Source organism: Pseudoduganella sp. GW821-FHT11H04, from assembly GCF_058807935.1.
Genome location: NZ_JBXARE010000015.1, coordinates 72,907 through 90,952, shown reverse-complemented (window position 1 = coordinate 90,952; position 18,046 = coordinate 72,907). Strand labels below are relative to the sequence as shown.

The following is an 18,046-nucleotide window of genomic DNA, read 5'->3' as shown; positions in this document are numbered from 1 at the left end:
GAATAAATTAGCGTTTTCGGTAGGGATCAAGTATTCTTCTGGCAACTTCTTTCATCGAAAGGAAATACCAATGAAGTTGAAATTGATGGCAGCGATGCTGGCCTACACGGCCGCCTCGTTTGCCCAGGCGGCGCTGACCGCCGACCAGGTCAAGACCTTCACGCTGAACAACGGCATGAAGTTCATCGTGCTGGAAAGCTCTTCGATCCCGAACGCGAACATGTACACCTTCTACAAGGTCGGTTCGCGCAATGAGGCGCCAGGTATCACCGGCCTGTCGCACTTCTTCGAACACATGATGTTCAACGGCTCCAAAAACTACGGTCCGAAAATGTTCGACCGTACCATGGAAGCCAATGGCGGCGCCAATAACGCCTACACCAATAGCGATGTGACCGTGTACCAGGACTGGTTCCCGGCATCGGCGCTGGAAACCATCTTCAAGCTGGAAGGCGACCGCATCGCCCACCTGTCGATCGATCCGAAGATGGTGGACAGCGAGCGTGGCGTGGTGCTGTCCGAGCGCAGCACCGGCCTGGAAAACTCCAATGTGCGCATGCTGATGCAGGACCTGGACAGCGTAGCCTACGTGGCCCACCCTTACGCGATTCCGACCATCGGCTGGGAATCGGACATCAAGGCCTGGACCCAGAAGGACCTGGAGAACTATTTCCGCACCTACTACGCGCCGAACAATGCGGTGTCCGTGATCGTGGGCGACGTGAAAGTCGACAACGTCAAAGCGCTGGCCACCAAGTACTTCGGCAGCATCCCGAAACGCGCCGCGCCGCCTGCCGTACGCACCGTGGAGCCTGAACAGAAGGGCGAGCGCCGCCTGTTCGTGGCCAAGCCGTCCGCGACCTCCGCCAACCTGATGGTGGCGTACAAGGTGCCGGAAGCCGGTTCCGCCGACAACTACGCGCTGGACGTGCTGCAAGCCCTGCTCACTGAAGGCAAAACCTCCCGCCTGTACAAAGCCCTGGTGGAAACCCAACTGGCAACCAGCGTCGGCTCGCACAGCACCGACGGTTTCGATCCTGGCCTGCTGTACATGTTCTCGGTGGCCGCCGCCGGCGTGGAACCGGCCAAGCTGGAAAAAGCCATGCTGGAAGCCATCGACAAGGTCGCCAAGGACGGCGTGAGCGATGAAGAACTGCAGAAGGTGAAGAACGCCAAGCTGCTGGGCATCTACCGCATGCAGGAAACCATCAACGGCAAGGCGCAAATGCTGGGCAACTATGAAGTCTTCTACGGTGGCTACCAGAAGGCCTTCGACGCCCCTGCCGCTTACGAGAAACTGACCACGGCCGATATCCAGGCCGTCGCCGCCAAGTACCTGAAGAAATCGCAGCGCACCGTTGGCGTGCTGGCCGCGAAGGAGGACTAATCAGATGAAGAAACTGTTTTCTATCGCGCTGACCGGCGCCGTCGCAGCGACCGCGGCAACCTCCGCGCAAGCTGCCGAATTCAAGCTGCCCGCTTTCGAAACCGCCAAGCTGTCAAACGGCCTGACCGTCTACATGATGGAGCGCCACGACGTGCCGCTGGTGGCCGTGCGCGCCGTCGTCAAAGCCGGCGCCGTCAACGACGGCAAGCAAGCCGGCCTGGCCAACCTGACCGGTGACGGCGTGCTGCTGGGCTCCGCCAAGCATAGCAAGGCCCAGATCGACCAGGCTTTCGACTTCCGCGGCGCCGTGCTGGCCGGTGGTGGCGGCAGCGAGCAATCGACTGTTGCCGCCAACTTCGCCCGCAAGGACACCGACACCCTACTACCGCTGTTCGCGGAACTGGTGCAGGAGCCAAGCTTCGATGCGGCTGAGCTTGATAAACTGCGCTCGCGCAAGGTCAATGGCCTGAAGCAGGCCAAGGAAAGCCCGCGCCAGGTGGTCGGCACGTATTACCGCGCCATGCTGTTCGGGAATTCGGCCTACGCCAACCCGGCGTCCGGTACCGTCAACAGCCTGACCGCGCTGAAGCAGGAAGACGTGAAGGCCTTCCATCATCGCTACTTCCGCCCGGACAACGCCGCCCTGGTCGTAGTGGGCGATTTCGACCCAGCTGAAATGCGCAGGAAAGTCGAAGCGCTGTTCGGTCAGTGGAAAGCCGAAGGCCCTGCACCGCAGCGCGCCGATTACGGCAAGGTGCAGGCAGATAAAGCTCGCGTATGGGTGGTGAACAAGTCCGATGCGATCGAGACCACCTTCATGATCGGCGGTCCTGGCATTGCGCGCAATGATCCAGATTACGTGCCGCTGCAGGTGCTGAATACGGTGCTGGGCGGCCGCTTCACGTCCTGGCTGAACGATGAGCTGCGCGTGAATTCCGGCCTGACTTATGGCGCGAATTCAAGCTTCTCGACGCTGTCGCAATCGGGTTCGTTCTCGATCTCCAGCTTCACCGCGCTGCCGAAGACGGAAGCGGCGCTGGACCTGGCGCTCAAGACTTACGACCGCCTGTGGAGCAAGGGCATCGACAAGGCGACGCTGGATTCGGCCAAGGCGTATGTGAAGGGGCAATTCCCGCCGCGGTTTGAGACCAGCGAGCAGCTGGCTTCCTTGCTGGGCGATATGTATGCGAACGATGTTTCGCGCGGGCAGATCGATAACTTCATGAAGGACGTCGATAGCTTGACGCCGGAACGCGCGAAGCAGCTGGTGGAGAAGCATTTCCCACGCAAGAATTTGCAGATGGTGTTGGTGGGGAAGGCTGCCGACATTGGCAAGATTGCTGGGAAGTATGGCGAGGTGACGAACCTCGAGATTACTGCTGACGGCTTCCAGCCTTAAACCCGGTAAACCAGGGTCAGACCCTTGGGTCTGACCCCGAATTACCGGGTTTTAAAGCCCCTGCGCCTCAATATCCGCCAGCGACTCACGGCCTTTATCGGTGATAGCAACCACCCCATCCACCTCCGCAATGTGCGACTTCTTCCCCAGAAACATCGCCACATCCGCATCAATCGCATCACCAGTCTGATCCACCAGCGACTTCAGCGCCAGCACGCAGCGGCGCAGGAACAAGCGTTCCTTACCCAAATCAGTGAGAATAATCCGCCCCGTACGCTCAAACTTGATCAGTTTGATGCCCGACAGCCGCTTGCTGTTGCGGCCGACGCAAGCGCTCGGCCTGCCCTGGATGCCGCGGGCAATCTCCAGCAGTGCGTTAAATTCGTCAATACTCAGTTTTTCGTTCTTCATTGCTTGAATTCCATGATGGGCAAAACCAACCCATCATGGTACGCGCCCAAGGCGGGCGCGGCAAGCTTACTTGAGTACGCGGAGTGCCAGCCAGACTAGCGCCACCCCTGTTACGGCACTCGCACACATCAGCGCCTGAACACGGCGGCTATGCATGTCGATACGAGGTTTGAGGTAAATCTTGTTGTGCAAGGAATTGCCCATGGTGGCCTCCGACGAGAAAAGCGTTTGTCGATGACCTATTATAGATAGGGGATAGTGACGGCCCGATGACAGCCTTCAAAAATATTCAACTCGCGCAACAGTCATTAGCTTTTCGGCAAACAAGCGACAGTACGCCGGGGGCGCTGGTAGCATGGCCAGCAAGGAGGGTCCACTATGGAACAGCCAACAATAGCGCAGCCTGAAAAAGGCCGCCATTTCATTGAGGAAGCCGACATCGGCAGCGGCGAGAAGACTCCGGGCGAACAGGATACCGACGAACAGATCCGCCAGATCCCGCCCCTGCCCGAACCGAAGGTCAAGCCTGCATCGGCGGCGGCTTCGGCACAGGCTCCTCGATAGGTGTGGGCGGATCGCTCGGCAGTGGCGTATCGTCGAGCGGCGGATCTTTTTCCGGTTGCGACGGAGGTGTTTCGGGGTCGGGTGTGATATGCGCTCGCATGGTCATTACTCCTCGATCAACATTGCCATATAAGGCAGATCGGGCGCATTCGCGATATATCAAGGGCCAACCTGGGCCAGAATTTCCTGGAACTGATCAATACTGACCGGTTTCACCAGATGATGGTGGAAACCGGCTTCGAACGCTTGCTGGCGGTCTTTCTGCTGGCCCCAGCCCGTCACCGCCACCATCACCGTATGCTTGAGCGCAGGCAAGCGTTTCAGCGCCCGCGCCAAGTCATAGCCATTCAAGCCGGGCAAGCCGATATCGAGGAAGGCAAACTCAGGGGCAAAGCTCTCCGCCGCCGCCAGCGCCTGGGGGCCGTCGTGCGCAATATGCACCTGGTGGCCGAGCGAGCGCAGCAAACCGCCGATGCCGTTGACGAAATCCACATTATCGTCCGCCAGCAAGATGCGGTGCAGCTGCGCATCGGCCGGCAGCACTTCGGCCTGCGGCTTGGCAACGCTGGTTTCGGCCAGCACCGGAAGTGTCACGGTGAAGGTACTGCCCTGCCCTTCGCCCGCGCTTTCGGCACGGATGCTGCCGCCGTGCAGCTCCACCAGCTTGCGCGCCAGCGACAGGCCAACGCCCAGGCCCGCCGTGCTGCGCTCGAGCGAAGAGTCAGCCTGGATGAACATCTCAAAGATATCGTCCAGCAGGGCCGGAGAAATGCCGATGCCGTTGTCTTTCACCCGCAGCTGCACCTGGCCTGTGTCGGCTTCCGCCAAAAGCGAAATGCTGCCGCCTCGCGCCGTGTACTTGGCGGCGTTATGCAGCAGGTTGGACAGCACCTGCGCCAGCCGCGCGGCATCGCCCACCAGGTAGACTGCGTGGTCCGGCACCTGCACGTGCAGGGTGTGGCCCTGTGCGCCGATAAAGGGCCGCGCCAGTTCCAGCGCATCGTTCACCACATCCTGCAGCATGAGCTGCTCGCGGCGGATGGTCAGCTTGCCGGTGTTGATGCGCGAGACATCCAGCAAGTCGTCCACCAGGCGCACCATCTGTTTCAGCTGACGCTCCATGATGGCGCGCGCACGTTCGCAGGACACGGGGTCGCTGGCATTGATGCGCATGATGTCAAGGCCTGTGCGGATCGGCGCCAGCGGATTGCGCAGCTCGTGCGCCAGCGTGGCCAGGAATTCGTCCTTGCGCCGGTCCGCCAGCAGCAGCGCGCGCTCTGCGCCCTGGCGCACGGTCATCTCATGTTCCAGCGTGAGGTTGGCGTCCTGCAGCGCGTTGGAGCGGCGCGCGATTTCCGCCAGCATGTCGTTGAAGGCATCGACCAGGGTGCCGATTTCTCCGGTGGCGCGCTCGTTCACGCGCAGCGAATAATCGCGCCTTTGCATCACGGTGCGCGCCACATCGGTCACCGCCTGTAGCGGCCGCGTAATGGTCTGCTGCAGCTTGTTCGCCACGACGGCCGCCAGCAACAGGCTGCCCAGCATCACGCCCAGCAGGATAAGGGCGTAGCTTTGCACTCGGTCCAGCAGGCGGTACGTCGCGCTCAGGTAGACGGTGCCGATGCGTTCGCCCTCGTCCATGATGGGGTGGGTCACCACCATGCGCCCGGCTTCGATGGAGTAGCCCAACTGGCCCGGGTGCTGTGGCAAGGCCGGCAATTCCTGTGGCGACTGGACGTAGGAAGCAAACAGCGCGCCGTTGGCGGTGTAAATGGCGCCGGCCTGGATTTCGGGCCGCACACGCAGCAAACCTAGGTTCTGGCGCGCGGCGCGCGGGTCATTGAAGGAGACCGCCGGCGTCGAGGCGGTGGCCATCAGCACGGCTTGCGTGGTCAAGTCATCGACCCAGCCGCGCTGGAAGCTTTTCAAGTCGTACACCAGCATCGCCACCGTGGTCACCACCAATGCCACAAAGGTCGTTGTCAGTGCCGTCAGGATCAGTTTGATGCGAACTGATCCCGCCGCATTTGCAATCATTACTGCCCGCCTTTCTGCACGTGGTAGGCCACCGATAACAGGCGTGAACTCAAACGTACATTGCAGCGTTCCGCCGCCGGCAGCGACACTTCAAAGCGCACGCGCTCGTCGACCAGGCGGAAGTTGATGACGCTGCCGATCTGCAAACCATTTTCCTGTTCGGTGACGGTGACCGTACCGTTCTTCTCGGCCGCGCGCAGCGATGCCGCAGGCAGCGAGGCTTCGGCGCCGACGAACAGCAGGGTCAGGCCGGTCATCGCTTCGCCTTCGGCCAGTTTGCGCACGGTAATGCTGCGGCTGCCGACACTGCGGCCGCTGGTGATCTGCGCCAGTTCGGCCGCCACGTCGTCCGCGCCGAGCACGCCCACCGCCAGGCTGGGGCCTGGATCGGAGGGAAATTCCATGTAGGCGAGGAATTTATACAGGAAGGCGGCTTTGACGCTGCGTTCCGTTACAGGCGCAGGTCCGCCTTGCTGCGCGCCAACCGACAGGCAGCTCAGGGCGAAGAGCGACATCGCCAGCAGCAAAAGCAGGCGAGCTCGCCAGCCGGCAGCCGCCAATGGCGGCGCGGCATATGTCGTAAGGCTTGCGCTTACCATACGTTTAGTATCGCATTGTCAGTTTCAGGACTGCGCGCCGCTCGAACACGCTGCGGCCGGGATATGCTCCCCATTCGGCGTGGCGCGCATGCAGCAGGTTTTCTCCAGCGAGCGCGACATCGATATGCGGCTGCACTTTCCACACCAGGTTCGCATCCAGTTCATGATACGACGGAACATAGGGCTTAGGCATGCTGCCGTTGTAACGTAATGTCCAATCGAGCTGGATGTGTTCGCTCAATTCGTGGGAGGAACGCAACTGCCAATAACTGCTGGGGTCATTAATCACGAGTCCAGCGGCGGTAGAGTCCTTGCTGCCGGGCTTGAGGCCGGTATCGATATCCTGCACCACCAGGCCGGCATTCAGGCGCCAGCGCAGCATGGGCTGCCAGCGCGCCCAGAACTCGATGCCGCGCGTGCGCCCTTCGGCCAGGTTGCGGAATTCAAATATGCCGCGGTATGGGCCGGGCGTGGTGTTCGGTTCCAGCGTACGCAGCTTGTCGTAGTCGCCATACCAGGCCGTGACCGAGTAGGAGAAATTCTGCACTGGCTGCGCGCGGTAGCCCAGCTCCAGCACTTTGGCCACTTCGGATTCGAACTCGGGGCTGGTGCCGATGGCGAAGCGCGGTGTGCCGCCATTCATGAGGGGCGACGGCGGCGCCACAAAATCGCGGTCGCTGCGTGCCGGTGCGCGCACGGTGCGCGACAGCGCTCCCCAAACGGTGCGCTTGCTGTCAGGGTTCCAGGCCAGGCGCAGCGTAGGCAGAACTTCGGCGCCAGTGTAAGTGTTGTGCTCCACTTTCAAGCCGCCAGTGACGCGCAGGTTCGGGCTAAGTGCGAATTCGTCCTGCGCGAACAGGTTCCCCCAGTGCATGGAGCGCTGGTAGGGCCAGAAACCGAAGCCCGGGCCTGGCGTATTGTCGTCGCGCGAGTGGCGGTAGCCGCCGCCCCAGGACAGCTTATGGTCGCCAAGCTTTACGTCATGCTGGCCCTCGAGCTCCACGGTATCAAGCCGGTCGACATAAGCCGTGGGCTGGTTGCGTTCCGTGTGGTCCAGCATCAGTTGCAGGCGCATGTCGCTGTTGTCGGCCAGCTGGCGCATATAGCGCGCAACCAGGTTGGCGCCGGACAGGCGGATATCGCGGGTCATGAACTGGCCCAGGTTCGCCTCGTAGGCATCGCCCGACACCGTCAGGCTGCCGCCCATCAGCCCCCAGTCGGCACGGAAGCCAGCCTGGCGGCGCTGCATGCCGGTGAAGGTATTGGCGCCCTTCTCGTTGTCGGTGTCCTCCGCCGCCATTGCCTGGACGTAGGCGCGGTAGTAGCCGTTGCCGGACAGCTTGCCGCCGAAGCGCAGGCTGGCATCGCCCTGCCCGCTCGATCCGGCCACCGACAGCAAGGCGCCCTGCGTGTCCTTGGCATTGCGCGTGATGATGTTGATGACGCCATTCACCGCGTTCACGCCCCAGATGGTGGAGCCGGGGCCGCTGATGACTTCAATACGGTCGATATCCTCCATCACCACCGATTGCGCATCCCAGAACACGGCGGAGAAGAATGGCGAATACACGCTGCGGCCGTCGATCAGCACCAGCAGCTTATTGGCGAAGGGGTTGTTGAAGCCACGCGCGCTGATGGCGTAATTCCGGGCATCGACGCGCGCCACTTCCAGGTTCGGCGCGAGGCGCAGCGCTTCGGGCAGGCTGCGCGCGCCGCTGCGGCTGATATCGGTGGCGCTGATCACAAAGAGGGAGGCGGCGGCATTGCCCAGCTTTTCCTCTTGCCGCGAGACCGAGGTGACGACAATTTCGTTGAGCTGTTCCAGCGTGAGGTCGGCGATGTCGCCATCCGGCGCCGCTCCCGCGGCGTGCGCACCAGGCGCCAGGGACAGCAGGGCCAGCAACAATACAGGGCTAGTTTTCCGAGTCATGGTCAGTTGGCAAGTTGTCGTAAGGAATTATAAACACAACTATTGATCGCACGATTCACATTGTGTGTTTTGACAACATTAGACCGTTGAAAAATTGCCATCCGGGCCAATCTGGAGCGGAATTGACCACACTGGAGATGCCATGTTCCCCAAACCGCCCCGCCCGGAGCCGCCACGCAAGGCGGTCGCCATGCAGATTATTCAGCAGCGCGTAACTGGCGCGGTGGACACGAACCTGATCGTCGTGCCCACGCCCGCTACTGATTCAGGGGTGCTGCATCCAGCCGATGTAACCGGCGTGCAGGCTCTGGATGTAGAGCCGGTCCGGAGTCTCTAACACCGCCGTGGTTTCCGGATAGGCGCCGGTCGGGTCCTGCAGGTCGGCCAGCACTTTGCCGTCTTCGCTGAAGGCGAACACATGGCCGTATGCTTTCGGCACCGGCCACATGGCGCGCGGCAGGCGCAACGTCAGCTTGCGCATGAAAGGCTTGCCGGCCAGCTTGTCGATGGTCGGGTTGCGCGGCTTGACCAAGCCGACCCAGATCTTGCCATCGCGTCCGCGCATCAGGTTATCCGGGTAGCCCGGCAGGTTGTCGAGCAGGATGGAGCGCTTGCCGCTGGCGGCATCGATTTTCCAGATGCGGTAGCGGCCAGTCTCGTTGACGAAGAGCGTGCGGCCGTCGCCGGACAAGGCGATGCCGTTGGCGAAGGACAGGCCGCTGGCGAGGATGCTGGTCTTGCCGGTGGCCGGGTTGTAGGCCAGCACGCGGCCGGTGGAGGACTGTTCGAGGATATCGAGCACGCTGGCTTCAAAGGTGCCGCCCCATTCAGCGGGCGCAAAACGGGTCGAGGCATCGGTGAAGTAAATCATTCCACCTGGCGCCACGACCACGCCGTCTGCATAGCGGATTGGATCGTTGTCCGCGACTTTTGCAGTCAGCGGGGTGATTTTGCCGTCGGACGTGATGGCGAGCAGGCCTTTCATCGCATCTGCTGCGATCATGCGCCCGTTGGCGTCGAAGTCGAAGCCCAGCACGCGGCCGCCGGTATTGGCGAACACCTCGCGCTGGCTGCCGTCGGGCGCCATGCGCAGGATATTCCCACTGGCGACGGCGGCGTACAGCTTGCCGTCCGGGCCCATGGCGATATGCTCCGGCCCCTGCTCGGCGCCGATGTCGATCTTCTGCAAGCCGGCCAGTCTGGTGTTCGGCGCGTGCTCGCCCACGTAGCCCGGCGCCTGTTGCGGTGACCACGTTACCGGTTCGGCCGGCACCGGCCACAGAAGCAGGTATGCCAGCAAGCCGGCCACCGTCAGGACGGCGCCTGCGGCTACTTTATGTCCCTTCGAACTTTCCAAGCCAATCTCCCCACGACGAAATCAGCCGGTATTTTTATCTAAATATTAATTCTCGTCGAGGAATTTCGCGGGCGTTGTGACGTACCAGGCGTAACCATTACGGCGTTCTGGTGTGAGGTCGTCGAGGTTGTCGTGGATGCTTCGATCGCGGTCGCCGAAGATGGGCTTCATGGTGGACATGTCGACCAGACGCGCCCAGCGTTTGCCTCCGCCCGGTGCGGGGAGCGCGGTGCTGCGCAGCCAGGCGGTTCCTGCACTGACGGCGGCCGCCGCCTCCGCCGATTGTTCGCGCTTGAGCAGTTGCAGGATATGGACGCTTTCGGCGCTGGTCAGCGCAGCCGGTTCAAAGTTGCGGGCCCCCACTGGGGCGAGCGTGATGGCGTCGTGCTGCTGGCTCCAGGCGGTGCGCTTGCCGCTGATGGTGATCTGGCTTGCAAGGATGGCGGCGACGCCGCGCTGCGTGGCTGCTCGCGCCGATGCCGCAAACGCTTCCGGTACGAATGCAAAATCGTCTTTGCGGGCAGCTGCGCGCTGCAGCAGCTCGATTGCCGACACCATGGCGTCGTCATTGAAGGTGACGGCATCGTGATAGCCGCCTTGCAGGGGATAGACCTGCGGCCAGCCGCCGTTGGGGTATTGCGCGTTGAGCAGGTACTGGATGCCCTTCAAAGCGGCGGCGCGGTAGGCTGCACCCGCCTCGCCCGGCATGGCTGCCTGCACGCGGGCCAGGAATTGCAGCTCGGTGGTGGTGGCGTCGTTGTCGATGGTACCGACAAAATTCCAGGCTTCCTTGCCCTCGGCTGCGACGTAGGCCTGGCCGCGCTTGCGTGGCGGGCCGGAACGATCGGCGTTCTTGCCCCAGCCGCCGCTTGGGGTCTGGAAGCTGACGATGTTGTCCGCGATGCGGCGAGCTTCAGGCGTGGCGTACCAGCTTGCGGTGTTTTTGAGGGGCATACTCTTCGCGCTGCCCTCGCCGGGTGCTGGCGGCGGCGTCTCACCGGGCTGGCGTTCGGCAGACAGCGCGGCTTTATCCGCGGCCATCGCGGCCCGCGAACTTGTGTAATAGGATTGCCAGGACTGGCGCTGGCCCGGATCGGCGATGGCGGCGATGCGGGGTTCTGTCAGCGGCTCGGCGGGTGTCATGTGGCCGATCACGCCGGCGCTGGCCGGCATTGGCCAGGCGGTTGAGGCAGCAAGGAGCGCTGCGGCAAGGGCGCTGCGGGCGGCGGGTGCGAGTTGCGACGGGTGCTTCATGGCAGCCTCGTGATGCGCAGGGCCATGTAGGGACGGCCTGGAAGCGCGATGCAGCGGCCGTTCTTGTCGGCGAAGCTGTAATTGTCGCGCTTGCGGATTTCGAACACGCCTTCGACCGGGGTGATGGTCATGTTCCAGGTATCGATCACTTCGGCCTTGAACCGCATGCCATCCGCCAGGCCCGGTTTGGCGAGGACAAAGGGCCAGCTTGCGGGAGCCTGCTTGCCGAAGTAGCCCAGGTAGTACTGGCCTTGCTTGCCCGCGAAGGGATGTTCCTGCCATTTGTCGATCGGCTCCAGCCCTTCTGCAGGGTTGCCGGACAGGATCTTGCGGAAGAATGCCAGCCGTGGCGGGCTCTCGCCGCGCATCGTGCCGCCCTTGCCCAGCCAGCTCATATCGTCCGGGTCCTTAAAGATTTCGCTGTGGCCGACGTAGGTGCCGGCAATCGCTCCCATCCAGAATCGCAACACCATCTCCTGCGCCGACAACTGGCCCCAGCGCCGCTCAATATTGCCTTCGTATTTCACTTCATCGTAGATCACGGGCTTCGAATACACGTCGCGGAACAGCACCGCCCGTTCGAAGTCCTCGGCGATGGCGCCGCTTTGCACGCTTACATGGGTTACCCACGGCTTGGTGTGGTTGTACAGCACCATTGCGTTATGGATCGAGCGCAGGTGCTGGTATGGATCGCGGGCCTGCACGATCTCGAAGTAGCGGTCCCATTCAGGCATCTGCTTCTTCGTCAGGTAGTCGAATTCGTTCGCCATCGACCACCAGACGTTGCGGTAGGAGGCCAGGCGGGCGACGACGTAGCGCAGGTAGCGTTCATTGACTTCGGCCGGCAGCTCGTCAAAGCCCCAGTAACCCTTGTCGTAAGGGTGGAACAGGATCACGTCGGCCTCGATCCCCAGCGCGCGCAAATCGCCCACGCGCTGCTCCAGGTGACGGAAGAATTCGGGATTGAATCGGGCGAAGTCCCAACCGTGCGGCGGTGCGCCTTCGAATGGGAAACGCGGCGGCTGGTGTTTGACGTCCTGGTTCGGGAAGACCAGCATGCGGATCTTGTTGAAAGGCCCCGCTGCGAGCGTGGCTAGCGTCTGGCGCTCGATGGACTCGGGCTGGTGCGTCCAGCCGTAGCTGGTGGTGCCGACTTGCCAGAACGGCGTGCCGTCTTCGTAGGCGAAATGGTGCACGGCTTTTACCCGCACCGGGCCGTGGTTCCCGGCCTTCGCCGCTGTTACCGTGAACTTGCCTCGCTTGCCATCCAGCGCAGCGCGATTGCTGCGGGTTTCATACTCCCAATCGCCAACAGCGTCCGGCATGAAGCGCAGCTTGTACTTGCCTTCACCGTCGTAGAAACCGTCGATGGCGACAGTGCGCGCGCCCTGACGGAAGGTGGCGGAGAGCTCCACGTCCATGAACGGATTGCCATCGCGCGGACCGGCCAGCGTGACTTCCTTACTGCCCCAGCGCTCGACGGTGTCGGCGTCCTGCGCATGTGCTGCCGCTGCGAACAGCGCCGCCGCTAACAGCGCGAGGAGCCTCTTCATGCGTTGATCTCCGTGTTAATGATCTTGCCTGCGATGCGGACGTTGGACAGCTTCAGGCGTTTGACGTTGTGCACGAACCAGGGATCGGCGGCGTTGCGCGGCGTGCCAAAATCGGCGTCAGTGATCGATATATCGGTCAGCGGCAGGATTGGCGTGCCGGACGGACCGTTAAAGCTGCTCGCCACCGGGCCAAGCACCACCATGATCTGGTTACAGGAGTAGGCGCCATCAGGGCCGCTGACATTGCTGGCGCGGACACGGCTGATGTGGACGTCCGACACCGCTGGCGGCCGGGTGCGCACGATATCGTCGGATGGCGCGTAGTCGCAGTCGATGGTCAGCACGGCGCCACCGCCGGTCGAAGGCAGCTTGTCGCCCAGCTTTGTGCCGGGGAGCGGTTTATATGGGCGGGCCGTGGTTTGTACGCCGTTCGGCAGCGTGATGTCGCGCACGTAGAGGTGGCGCAGGTAGCCGCCGCGATTCATATTGGTCTTCAGGCGGATCGCAGTCCACAGCGGGTCCGTGGCCCAGTGCGCGTTGCGGAATTCGATGTTCTGCGCGTAGATATGTTCGATACCACCTGCCATTTCGCTGCCCAGCGTGATGCCGCCATGGCCGCTGTTCATCACGCAATTCTGGATCAGCATATCGCGCGTCGGGCCGAATTGCGTGTCGCGGTTCTTGCCCGATTTGATAGCCATGCAATCGTCGCCGGTGTTGAAGTCGCAGCCTTCGACCAGCACCGTGTCGCAGGATTCGGGGTCGATGCCGTCGGAATTTGGACCGATACTATCCATGCGCACATGCTTGATGTGGACGTTGCGCGAGTTGAGCGGGTGATGAATCCACATCGGCGTGTTGACGACCAAATAGCCCTGCATCAGCACATTGGTGCAGTCGACGAACTGGATCATCGAGGGACGCAGCGTGTGGCCAAGGCCGAACACGCGCTTTTCCAGCGCGATGCCGGCCTCGGAGAGTACAGGCAGGTAGTTCGCGTCGGCGCGCCAGCCTTCGCCCGCGCCCTGGATGCGGATGCGTGCGGCTTCGTCCAGCTGCGGCGCCACTTCGGCCAGCGAGGCTGGATTCGCGGGGTTGGGAACGCCCTGGTGCACGGCGCCGGGCAAGGCGCCTTTTGGATTCATGCCCCACCAGCAGCTACCGCTGCCGTCTTCAAACGGCACGCCGGCCTGGCCGTTCAGGATACTGGTCCAGTCCTCGCCGGTGATGGCGATATTTTTCTGGCCGCAGGCGTAGACCATGGGGCTGAAATTCAGGCAATCGTTGCCTTGCCAGCGCGAGATCACGAGCTTGCCGTTCTTGCCGCAGTTGTAATCGCCGTCGCGTGCGAAATCTTCGGGGTTGGCGCTGAACAGGACATGCGCGCCAGCCTGCAGATGGACGTGCACATTGGAGAGCAGCGTGATCGGGCCTTTCAGATACCAGTTCCCGGCGGGGATCAGCACACGGCCGCCGCCGGCCTTGTGCGCGGCGGCGATGGCGGCCTTCAGTGCGGGATGGCTGTCGTGCGAGCCTGGGGCTTGCGATTCCAGCTCGCCTTTCTTGCGGATCGTTGGGTAGCCCTGCACTTTCACCAGCTCGCATGGCTTGGCGCCAAATGCCGTGATCGGGAAGTCGCGTGGCGGGAATGCGAGCGGCGTGGCAAAGCGGCGTTGGATGTCCTGCGCGCGAGCCCATGGGTCGCGCGTTGCCGCGGCGAAGGCGGAGGCGCCGACGGCGGCGAAAGCGCCCATCGTGGCGGCTCCTTTCAACAACGTGCGGCGGTGCGGGGAATACGGGACGACTTTACTCATAGCTGCGGGTTCCATCCTTTTCCGTTTGCGTATTGTGCGAATACTTTGGCGCGGCTGTCGTAGCGGGCGGTATCTGCGGGGGCAAGCACGCGGCCTGCGGTGCGCTGCGACAGGTCGAGCGGCTTGCCGGCGAGGTCGGTGCTGCCGCCCTCTTCCCAGCCTTTGCCTGCACGCGGGCTTTCGTGCCAGCCTTTGGAGTTGATGTGGGGACCGACGCTGCAATTGATGTAGCGGACGTTGTCCCACGCGTTGACCACGCCTGGCCGTGCGAGGAAGCTGGCGCCGGGCGGCACGTCGTTGCCCGCCGGGCCAGGGCCGTGCGTGAGGCGGCTGTTCAGGAACACGAAGCCGGGGTCGTCTTCTGCGACGGTGCGAGCTTGCACCAGGTAACCGCCGCTTTGCGGGTTGGCGCTGTCGCCGACGGAGCGGATTTCGGATTCTTCGAACAGGGCTGCGCGGTTGTAGCCCCAGATGAAATCGACATTTCCCGCGACCAGGCTGCGATAGAACCAGGCGTAGCCTTTGACTTGGACGGTATCCTGTTCGCTGAGGAAGTCGACGCGGGTGGCGATGAACCGGCCTTCGCTGTTGAAGTTCAGCGCCTCGGCCTGCGCGCCGATGGTTTTGCTGCGCCAGGTGGTGTTGGCAAGCGTGAGGGTGTCGAGGCGCAGCAGGTCGGAATCTTCAACGAGGAATACTGAGCGGCCGCCGCTGGCGCCGGGGGCCATCGGAGCCTGGCCTACGCCACTGCCGGGGTTCACGCCGTCGCTGTTCTCGGCTGCGATAATGGCGCCGCTGCGGCTCTCGCCTTTCAGGGTTACGTTGTCCTTGCCGCGCAAGTAAAGCAGGCCCTCATGGCGGCCGTTGGCGAGGCTGATCGTTACCGGCTGCGAGCGCGGGATGTTTTGCATGGCGTGGTTCAACGCGCCCTGCACAGTGCGGAAGTCGGCCTTGCCGGTAGCCGCCACGCGCAGCGCCGTGCCGTTCGGGGCGCGTTCGCGGGTGCGGAACGTCCAGCCGACGGTTTTGCCGATGCCGTCGAACGAGGCGCCGGCCAACGTGGCGGCACCGAACAGATTTCCGTCCACCAGGACGTAATAGTCGGTGCCGTAGGCCAGCTTACCGTCATGCGGACGGATCGTCACGGTCGCGCCATCGGCGGTGATCGCCTTGTAGCGAACGACGCGTTTTACGCCGTCCTGCGTGGCGCCGATCTCGTCGAGCTCCATGCCGGGGCGGATCACGTCGACGGTGACTTCGTCCGCCGCACGCACGATGCGGATCGAGCCGGTTTCGCCCAGGGTTGTCACCTGGTCCAGGCGCAGTTGCAGGCGGGTGTCGACAGGCACATTGAGCTCGCCTGCAGCGGGCAGCGCGCGGCCGGACAGCTTGTATTTGCGCGCCGATGCGGTGAATGCCGGGCCGACGCGGACCGCCAGGATCACCGCCACATTCGGATCCTCGGCGCTGGTCAGCGTAACGGCTGCTGTGCCCGCGCTGCGAGGCGCCAGCACCAGCGCGTCGCCCTCGGTGCTGGCTTCGGCGATCGCGGGATCGCTCGAAACGGCGGAGAATCGCAACGCACGAAGGCCGCCACGGCTGGCCGCACGCACTGCGAAGCGCTGCGCTGCGTCGCCAGCCTGCATGGCGATCTGCTTGTGCTGGTGGACCAGGCCAATGCTGGTCGCCGGCTGCGCCATCGAGCCAGCGCGCAGGCCATCGACCTCATATTGGCCGCCGGGAGAGAGCACGCCGATTCGCGGCGGAAGCGGGTTCGGTTCGTCGACGCCGATCAGGCGGTTGCCGTTCAGGTAGGCAGTAAGCGCCGCACCGTCTACGTCCAGGCGCAGCGTGTAGGCGGCCTGGTCGGCGTCCGGCGAGATGCGTACCTGCTTCAGGAATTTAGGCTGGCCGTCGATCATGCGTGTGATGTTGACCGCCAGCTTGCGGCCGTCCGGCGAGGACTCCAAGCCAAAGCCTAGCCAATTGCGCTCGTCCGTATAGCGGGCAATGACGTATGCAGCGCCGGCCGCGCCGCGCACCGGGCGCATACGGGCCTCGACGAAATAAGCGCCGGAGGTGGCAACGGAGGTCGCAGAAGCAGGAATCAGTGCAAGGGCCTGCGCGTCCGCCGCCGGTGCGCTGCCGCACCACGCCGCCCCGCCAGCGCATGCCGCGCCGTCGCCGACACGCACCAGGCGCAGCGCCATGTAAGGACGTCCCGGCAAGGCGATGCTGCGGCCATCCTTATCCGCAAAATTGTAGGCATCACGCTTGCGCATCTCGAACACGCCCGGCACCGGCGTGACCGTCATATTCCAGGTGTCGATGACCTCGGCCCTGAACTTCATGCCTTCGGTCAGGCCTTTGTTATGCAGCACCACCGGCCAGCTCGCAGGCGCTTCCGTGCCGAAATAGCCCAGGTAGTACTGGCCGTGCTGTCCCGCAAACGGGTGGCCCTGCCATTTGTCGATTGGTTCCAGTCCCTTCGCAGGACTCTCCGCCAGGATCTTGCGGAAGAACTCCAGCCGCGCCGGGCTCTGTCCGCGCAATACACCGCCCTTGGCCCACCACACTACTTCGTCCGACGAGATGTAGGTTTCGCTGTGGCCGACGTATGTGCCGGCAATAGCGCCTTCCCAGAAGCGCAGCACCATTTCCTGAGGCGTCAGGTTGCCCCAGCGCTGGGGGAAATTGCCCTCGTATTTGACTTCGTCATAGACCACGGGCTTGTTGTAAACGTCCCGCAGCAGCACGGCCCGTTCGTAATCAGTGGTAAGCGAGCCGCTTTGCACACTGACGTGCGTCACCCATGGCTTGCTATGGTTATAGAAAACGAAGGCGTTGTGGATCGAACGCAGGTGCTGGTATGGGTCGCTGGACTGGACGATCTGGAAATAGCGATCCCAGTCCTCCATGGACTTGGACTTGATGAAATCGAATTCGTTCGCCATCGACCACCACACATTTCGGTAGGCCGCCAGGCGCGCCACGATGTAGCGCAGGTAGCGCTCATTGGCTTCAGCCGGCATGGCGTCAAAGCCCCAGGCGCCCTTGTCGTAAGGATGGAAGAGAATGATGTCCGCCTCGATGCCGAGTGCGCGCAACTGCCCTACCCGCTGCTCGAAATTGCGGAAGAAGGCCAGGTTGAAGCGGCTGAAGTCCCACTGCAAAGGCGCCTTGCCCTCGAACGGATACAGCGGCGGTTCATTCTTGTTGAATTCATAGCGCTTGGGGAAGACGCCCATGCGCAGCTTGTTGAATGGTGCGGCCGCCAGGGTGCGCAGGGTCTGCTCCTGCAGTGCGGCCGGCTGGTTGGTCCATGAATAAGAGGTGGTGCCGACCTGCCAGAACGGCGTGCCGTCGGCATAGGCGAAATGCCAGGTGTTGCGTACGCCCACCGGTCCCCGGTTGCCCGGTTTCGGCGCCACCGCCTGCACCTTGCCGGTCTTGCCGGACAAGGCGCTGCGGTTGCTGCGTGTTTCGTAGTCCCAGGTACCGATGGCGTCCGGCATGAAGCGGATCTTGTACTTGCCGTCGCCATCATAGAAGCCTGCCACCTGCAGGCTGCGCGTTCCCTGCCTGAACGTAGCCGACAACTCCACGTCCACGAAAGGATTGCCATCTTGGGGGCCGGCCAGCTCAATCTCGGCCGTGCCCCACTGTTCAACAGGTTCGGCGTGCACTCCTGCTGCCGTCAGCAGCAAGGTGCAGGCCAGCAGCAGGCAGCGTAGCAGCATT

The 18,046-nt window shown here is 62.9% G+C and carries 12 protein-coding genes; 3 read left to right on the top strand and 9 right to left on the bottom strand.

Annotated features, from left to right (window positions below):
* Positions 1-70: 70 nt before the first annotated feature.
* Positions 71-1,387 (top strand): M16 family metallopeptidase, encoded by a 1,317-nt coding sequence (locus tag AC1RTP_RS24205; protein WP_498611196.1) that lies wholly within the window; start codon positions 71-73, stop codon positions 1,385-1,387.
* Positions 1,388-1,391: 4 nt separating this feature from the next.
* Positions 1,392-2,786, top strand: a complete 1,395-nt coding sequence (locus AC1RTP_RS24200; RefSeq protein ID WP_498611195.1) for a M16 family metallopeptidase — start codon at positions 1,392-1,394, stop codon at positions 2,784-2,786.
* Positions 2,787-2,837: 51 nt separating this feature from the next.
* On the opposite strand, the gene AC1RTP_RS24195 is transcribed toward AC1RTP_RS24200, so the two are convergent.
* Positions 2,838-3,197 carry a hypothetical protein gene (locus AC1RTP_RS24195; RefSeq protein WP_498611194.1) on the bottom strand — a complete coding sequence of 120 codons (360 nt, stop codon included), beginning with the start codon at positions 3,195-3,197 and terminating at the stop codon, positions 2,838-2,840.
* 378 nt (positions 3,198-3,575) lie between these two features.
* Here AC1RTP_RS24195 and AC1RTP_RS24190 point away from each other — a divergent pair, with 378 nt between their 5' ends.
* Positions 3,576-3,761 (top strand): hypothetical protein, encoded by a 186-nt coding sequence (locus tag AC1RTP_RS24190; RefSeq protein WP_498611193.1) that lies wholly within the window; start codon positions 3,576-3,578, stop codon positions 3,759-3,761.
* Positions 3,762-3,920: 159 nt separating this feature from the next.
* Here AC1RTP_RS24190 and AC1RTP_RS24185 read toward each other — a convergent pair whose 3' ends face one another.
* From AC1RTP_RS24185 to AC1RTP_RS24150, 8 genes are all read right to left on the bottom strand, one after another.
* Complete coding sequence (locus AC1RTP_RS24185; RefSeq protein ID WP_498611192.1) at positions 3,921-5,798, bottom strand: sensor histidine kinase, YfiR-like protein-associated; 1,878 nt, start codon at positions 5,796-5,798, stop codon at positions 3,921-3,923.
* On the bottom strand, positions 5,798-6,397 hold the full coding sequence (locus AC1RTP_RS24180; protein WP_498611191.1) for a TOL_0243 family YfiR-like periplasmic protein: 600 nt from the start codon (positions 6,395-6,397) through the stop codon (positions 5,798-5,800). Before AC1RTP_RS24180 ends, AC1RTP_RS24185 begins: the two co-directional genes overlap by 1 nt.
* Positions 6,398-6,401: 4 nt before the next feature.
* Positions 6,402-8,327, bottom strand: a complete 1,926-nt coding sequence (locus tag AC1RTP_RS24175) for a TOL_0244 family TonB-dependent receptor (RefSeq protein WP_498611190.1) — start codon at positions 8,325-8,327, stop codon at positions 6,402-6,404.
* Between the two features lie 265 nt (positions 8,328-8,592).
* Positions 8,593-9,684 (bottom strand): SMP-30/gluconolactonase/LRE family protein, encoded by a 1,092-nt coding sequence (locus AC1RTP_RS24170; protein ID WP_498611189.1) that lies wholly within the window; start codon positions 9,682-9,684, stop codon positions 8,593-8,595.
* Between the two features lie 45 nt (positions 9,685-9,729).
* Positions 9,730-10,938, bottom strand: a complete 1,209-nt coding sequence (gene pelA / locus AC1RTP_RS24165) for a pectate lyase (protein ID WP_498611188.1) — start codon at positions 10,936-10,938, stop codon at positions 9,730-9,732.
* Entirely contained in the window at positions 10,935-12,491 is a 1,557-nt protein-coding gene (locus AC1RTP_RS24160; RefSeq protein WP_498611187.1) for a DUF5060 domain-containing protein, read from the bottom strand. Before AC1RTP_RS24160 ends, pelA begins: the two co-directional genes overlap by 4 nt.
* A complete protein-coding gene (locus AC1RTP_RS24155; RefSeq protein ID WP_498611186.1) occupies positions 12,488-14,305 on the bottom strand; it encodes a glycoside hydrolase family 28 protein in 1,818 nt (605 codons plus the stop codon). The genes AC1RTP_RS24160 and AC1RTP_RS24155 overlap by 4 nt, the downstream gene beginning before the upstream one ends.
* Positions 14,302-18,045 carry a pectinesterase family protein gene (locus AC1RTP_RS24150; protein ID WP_498611185.1) on the bottom strand — a complete coding sequence of 1,248 codons (3,744 nt, stop codon included), beginning with the start codon at positions 18,043-18,045 and terminating at the stop codon, positions 14,302-14,304. The genes AC1RTP_RS24155 and AC1RTP_RS24150 overlap by 4 nt, the downstream gene beginning before the upstream one ends.
* Position 18,046 lies beyond the last annotated feature (1 nt).

What these genes read in the sequence shown, in the direction of transcription:
- AC1RTP_RS24190 (WP_498611193.1), top strand. Translation starts at nt 3,576, where the DNA reads ATGGAACAGCCAACAATAGCGCAGCCTGAAAAAGGCCGCCATTTCATT.
- AC1RTP_RS24200 (WP_498611195.1), top strand. Translation starts at nt 1,392, where the DNA reads ATGAAGAAACTGTTTTCTATCGCGCTGACCGGCGCCGTCGCAGCGACC.
- pelA (WP_498611188.1), bottom strand. Translation starts at nt 10,938, where the DNA reads ATGAAGCACCCGTCGCAACTCGCACCCGCCGCCCGCAGCGCCCTTGCC.
- AC1RTP_RS24150 (WP_498611185.1), bottom strand. Translation starts at nt 18,045, where the DNA reads ATGCTGCTACGCTGCCTGCTGCTGGCCTGCACCTTGCTGCTGACGGCA.
- AC1RTP_RS24160 (WP_498611187.1), bottom strand. Translation starts at nt 12,491, where the DNA reads ATGAAGAGGCTCCTCGCGCTGTTAGCGGCGGCGCTGTTCGCAGCGGCA.
- AC1RTP_RS24205 (WP_498611196.1), top strand. Translation starts at nt 71, where the DNA reads ATGAAGTTGAAATTGATGGCAGCGATGCTGGCCTACACGGCCGCCTCG.
- AC1RTP_RS24175 (WP_498611190.1), bottom strand. Translation starts at nt 8,327, where the DNA reads ATGACTCGGAAAACTAGCCCTGTATTGTTGCTGGCCCTGCTGTCCCTG.
- AC1RTP_RS24195 (WP_498611194.1), bottom strand. Translation starts at nt 3,197, where the DNA reads ATGAAGAACGAAAAACTGAGTATTGACGAATTTAACGCACTGCTGGAG.
- AC1RTP_RS24185 (WP_498611192.1), bottom strand. Translation starts at nt 5,798, where the DNA reads ATGATTGCAAATGCGGCGGGATCAGTTCGCATCAAACTGATCCTGACG.
- AC1RTP_RS24155 (WP_498611186.1), bottom strand. Translation starts at nt 14,305, where the DNA reads ATGAGTAAAGTCGTCCCGTATTCCCCGCACCGCCGCACGTTGTTGAAA.
- AC1RTP_RS24180 (WP_498611191.1), bottom strand. Translation starts at nt 6,397, where the DNA reads ATGGTAAGCGCAAGCCTTACGACATATGCCGCGCCGCCATTGGCGGCT.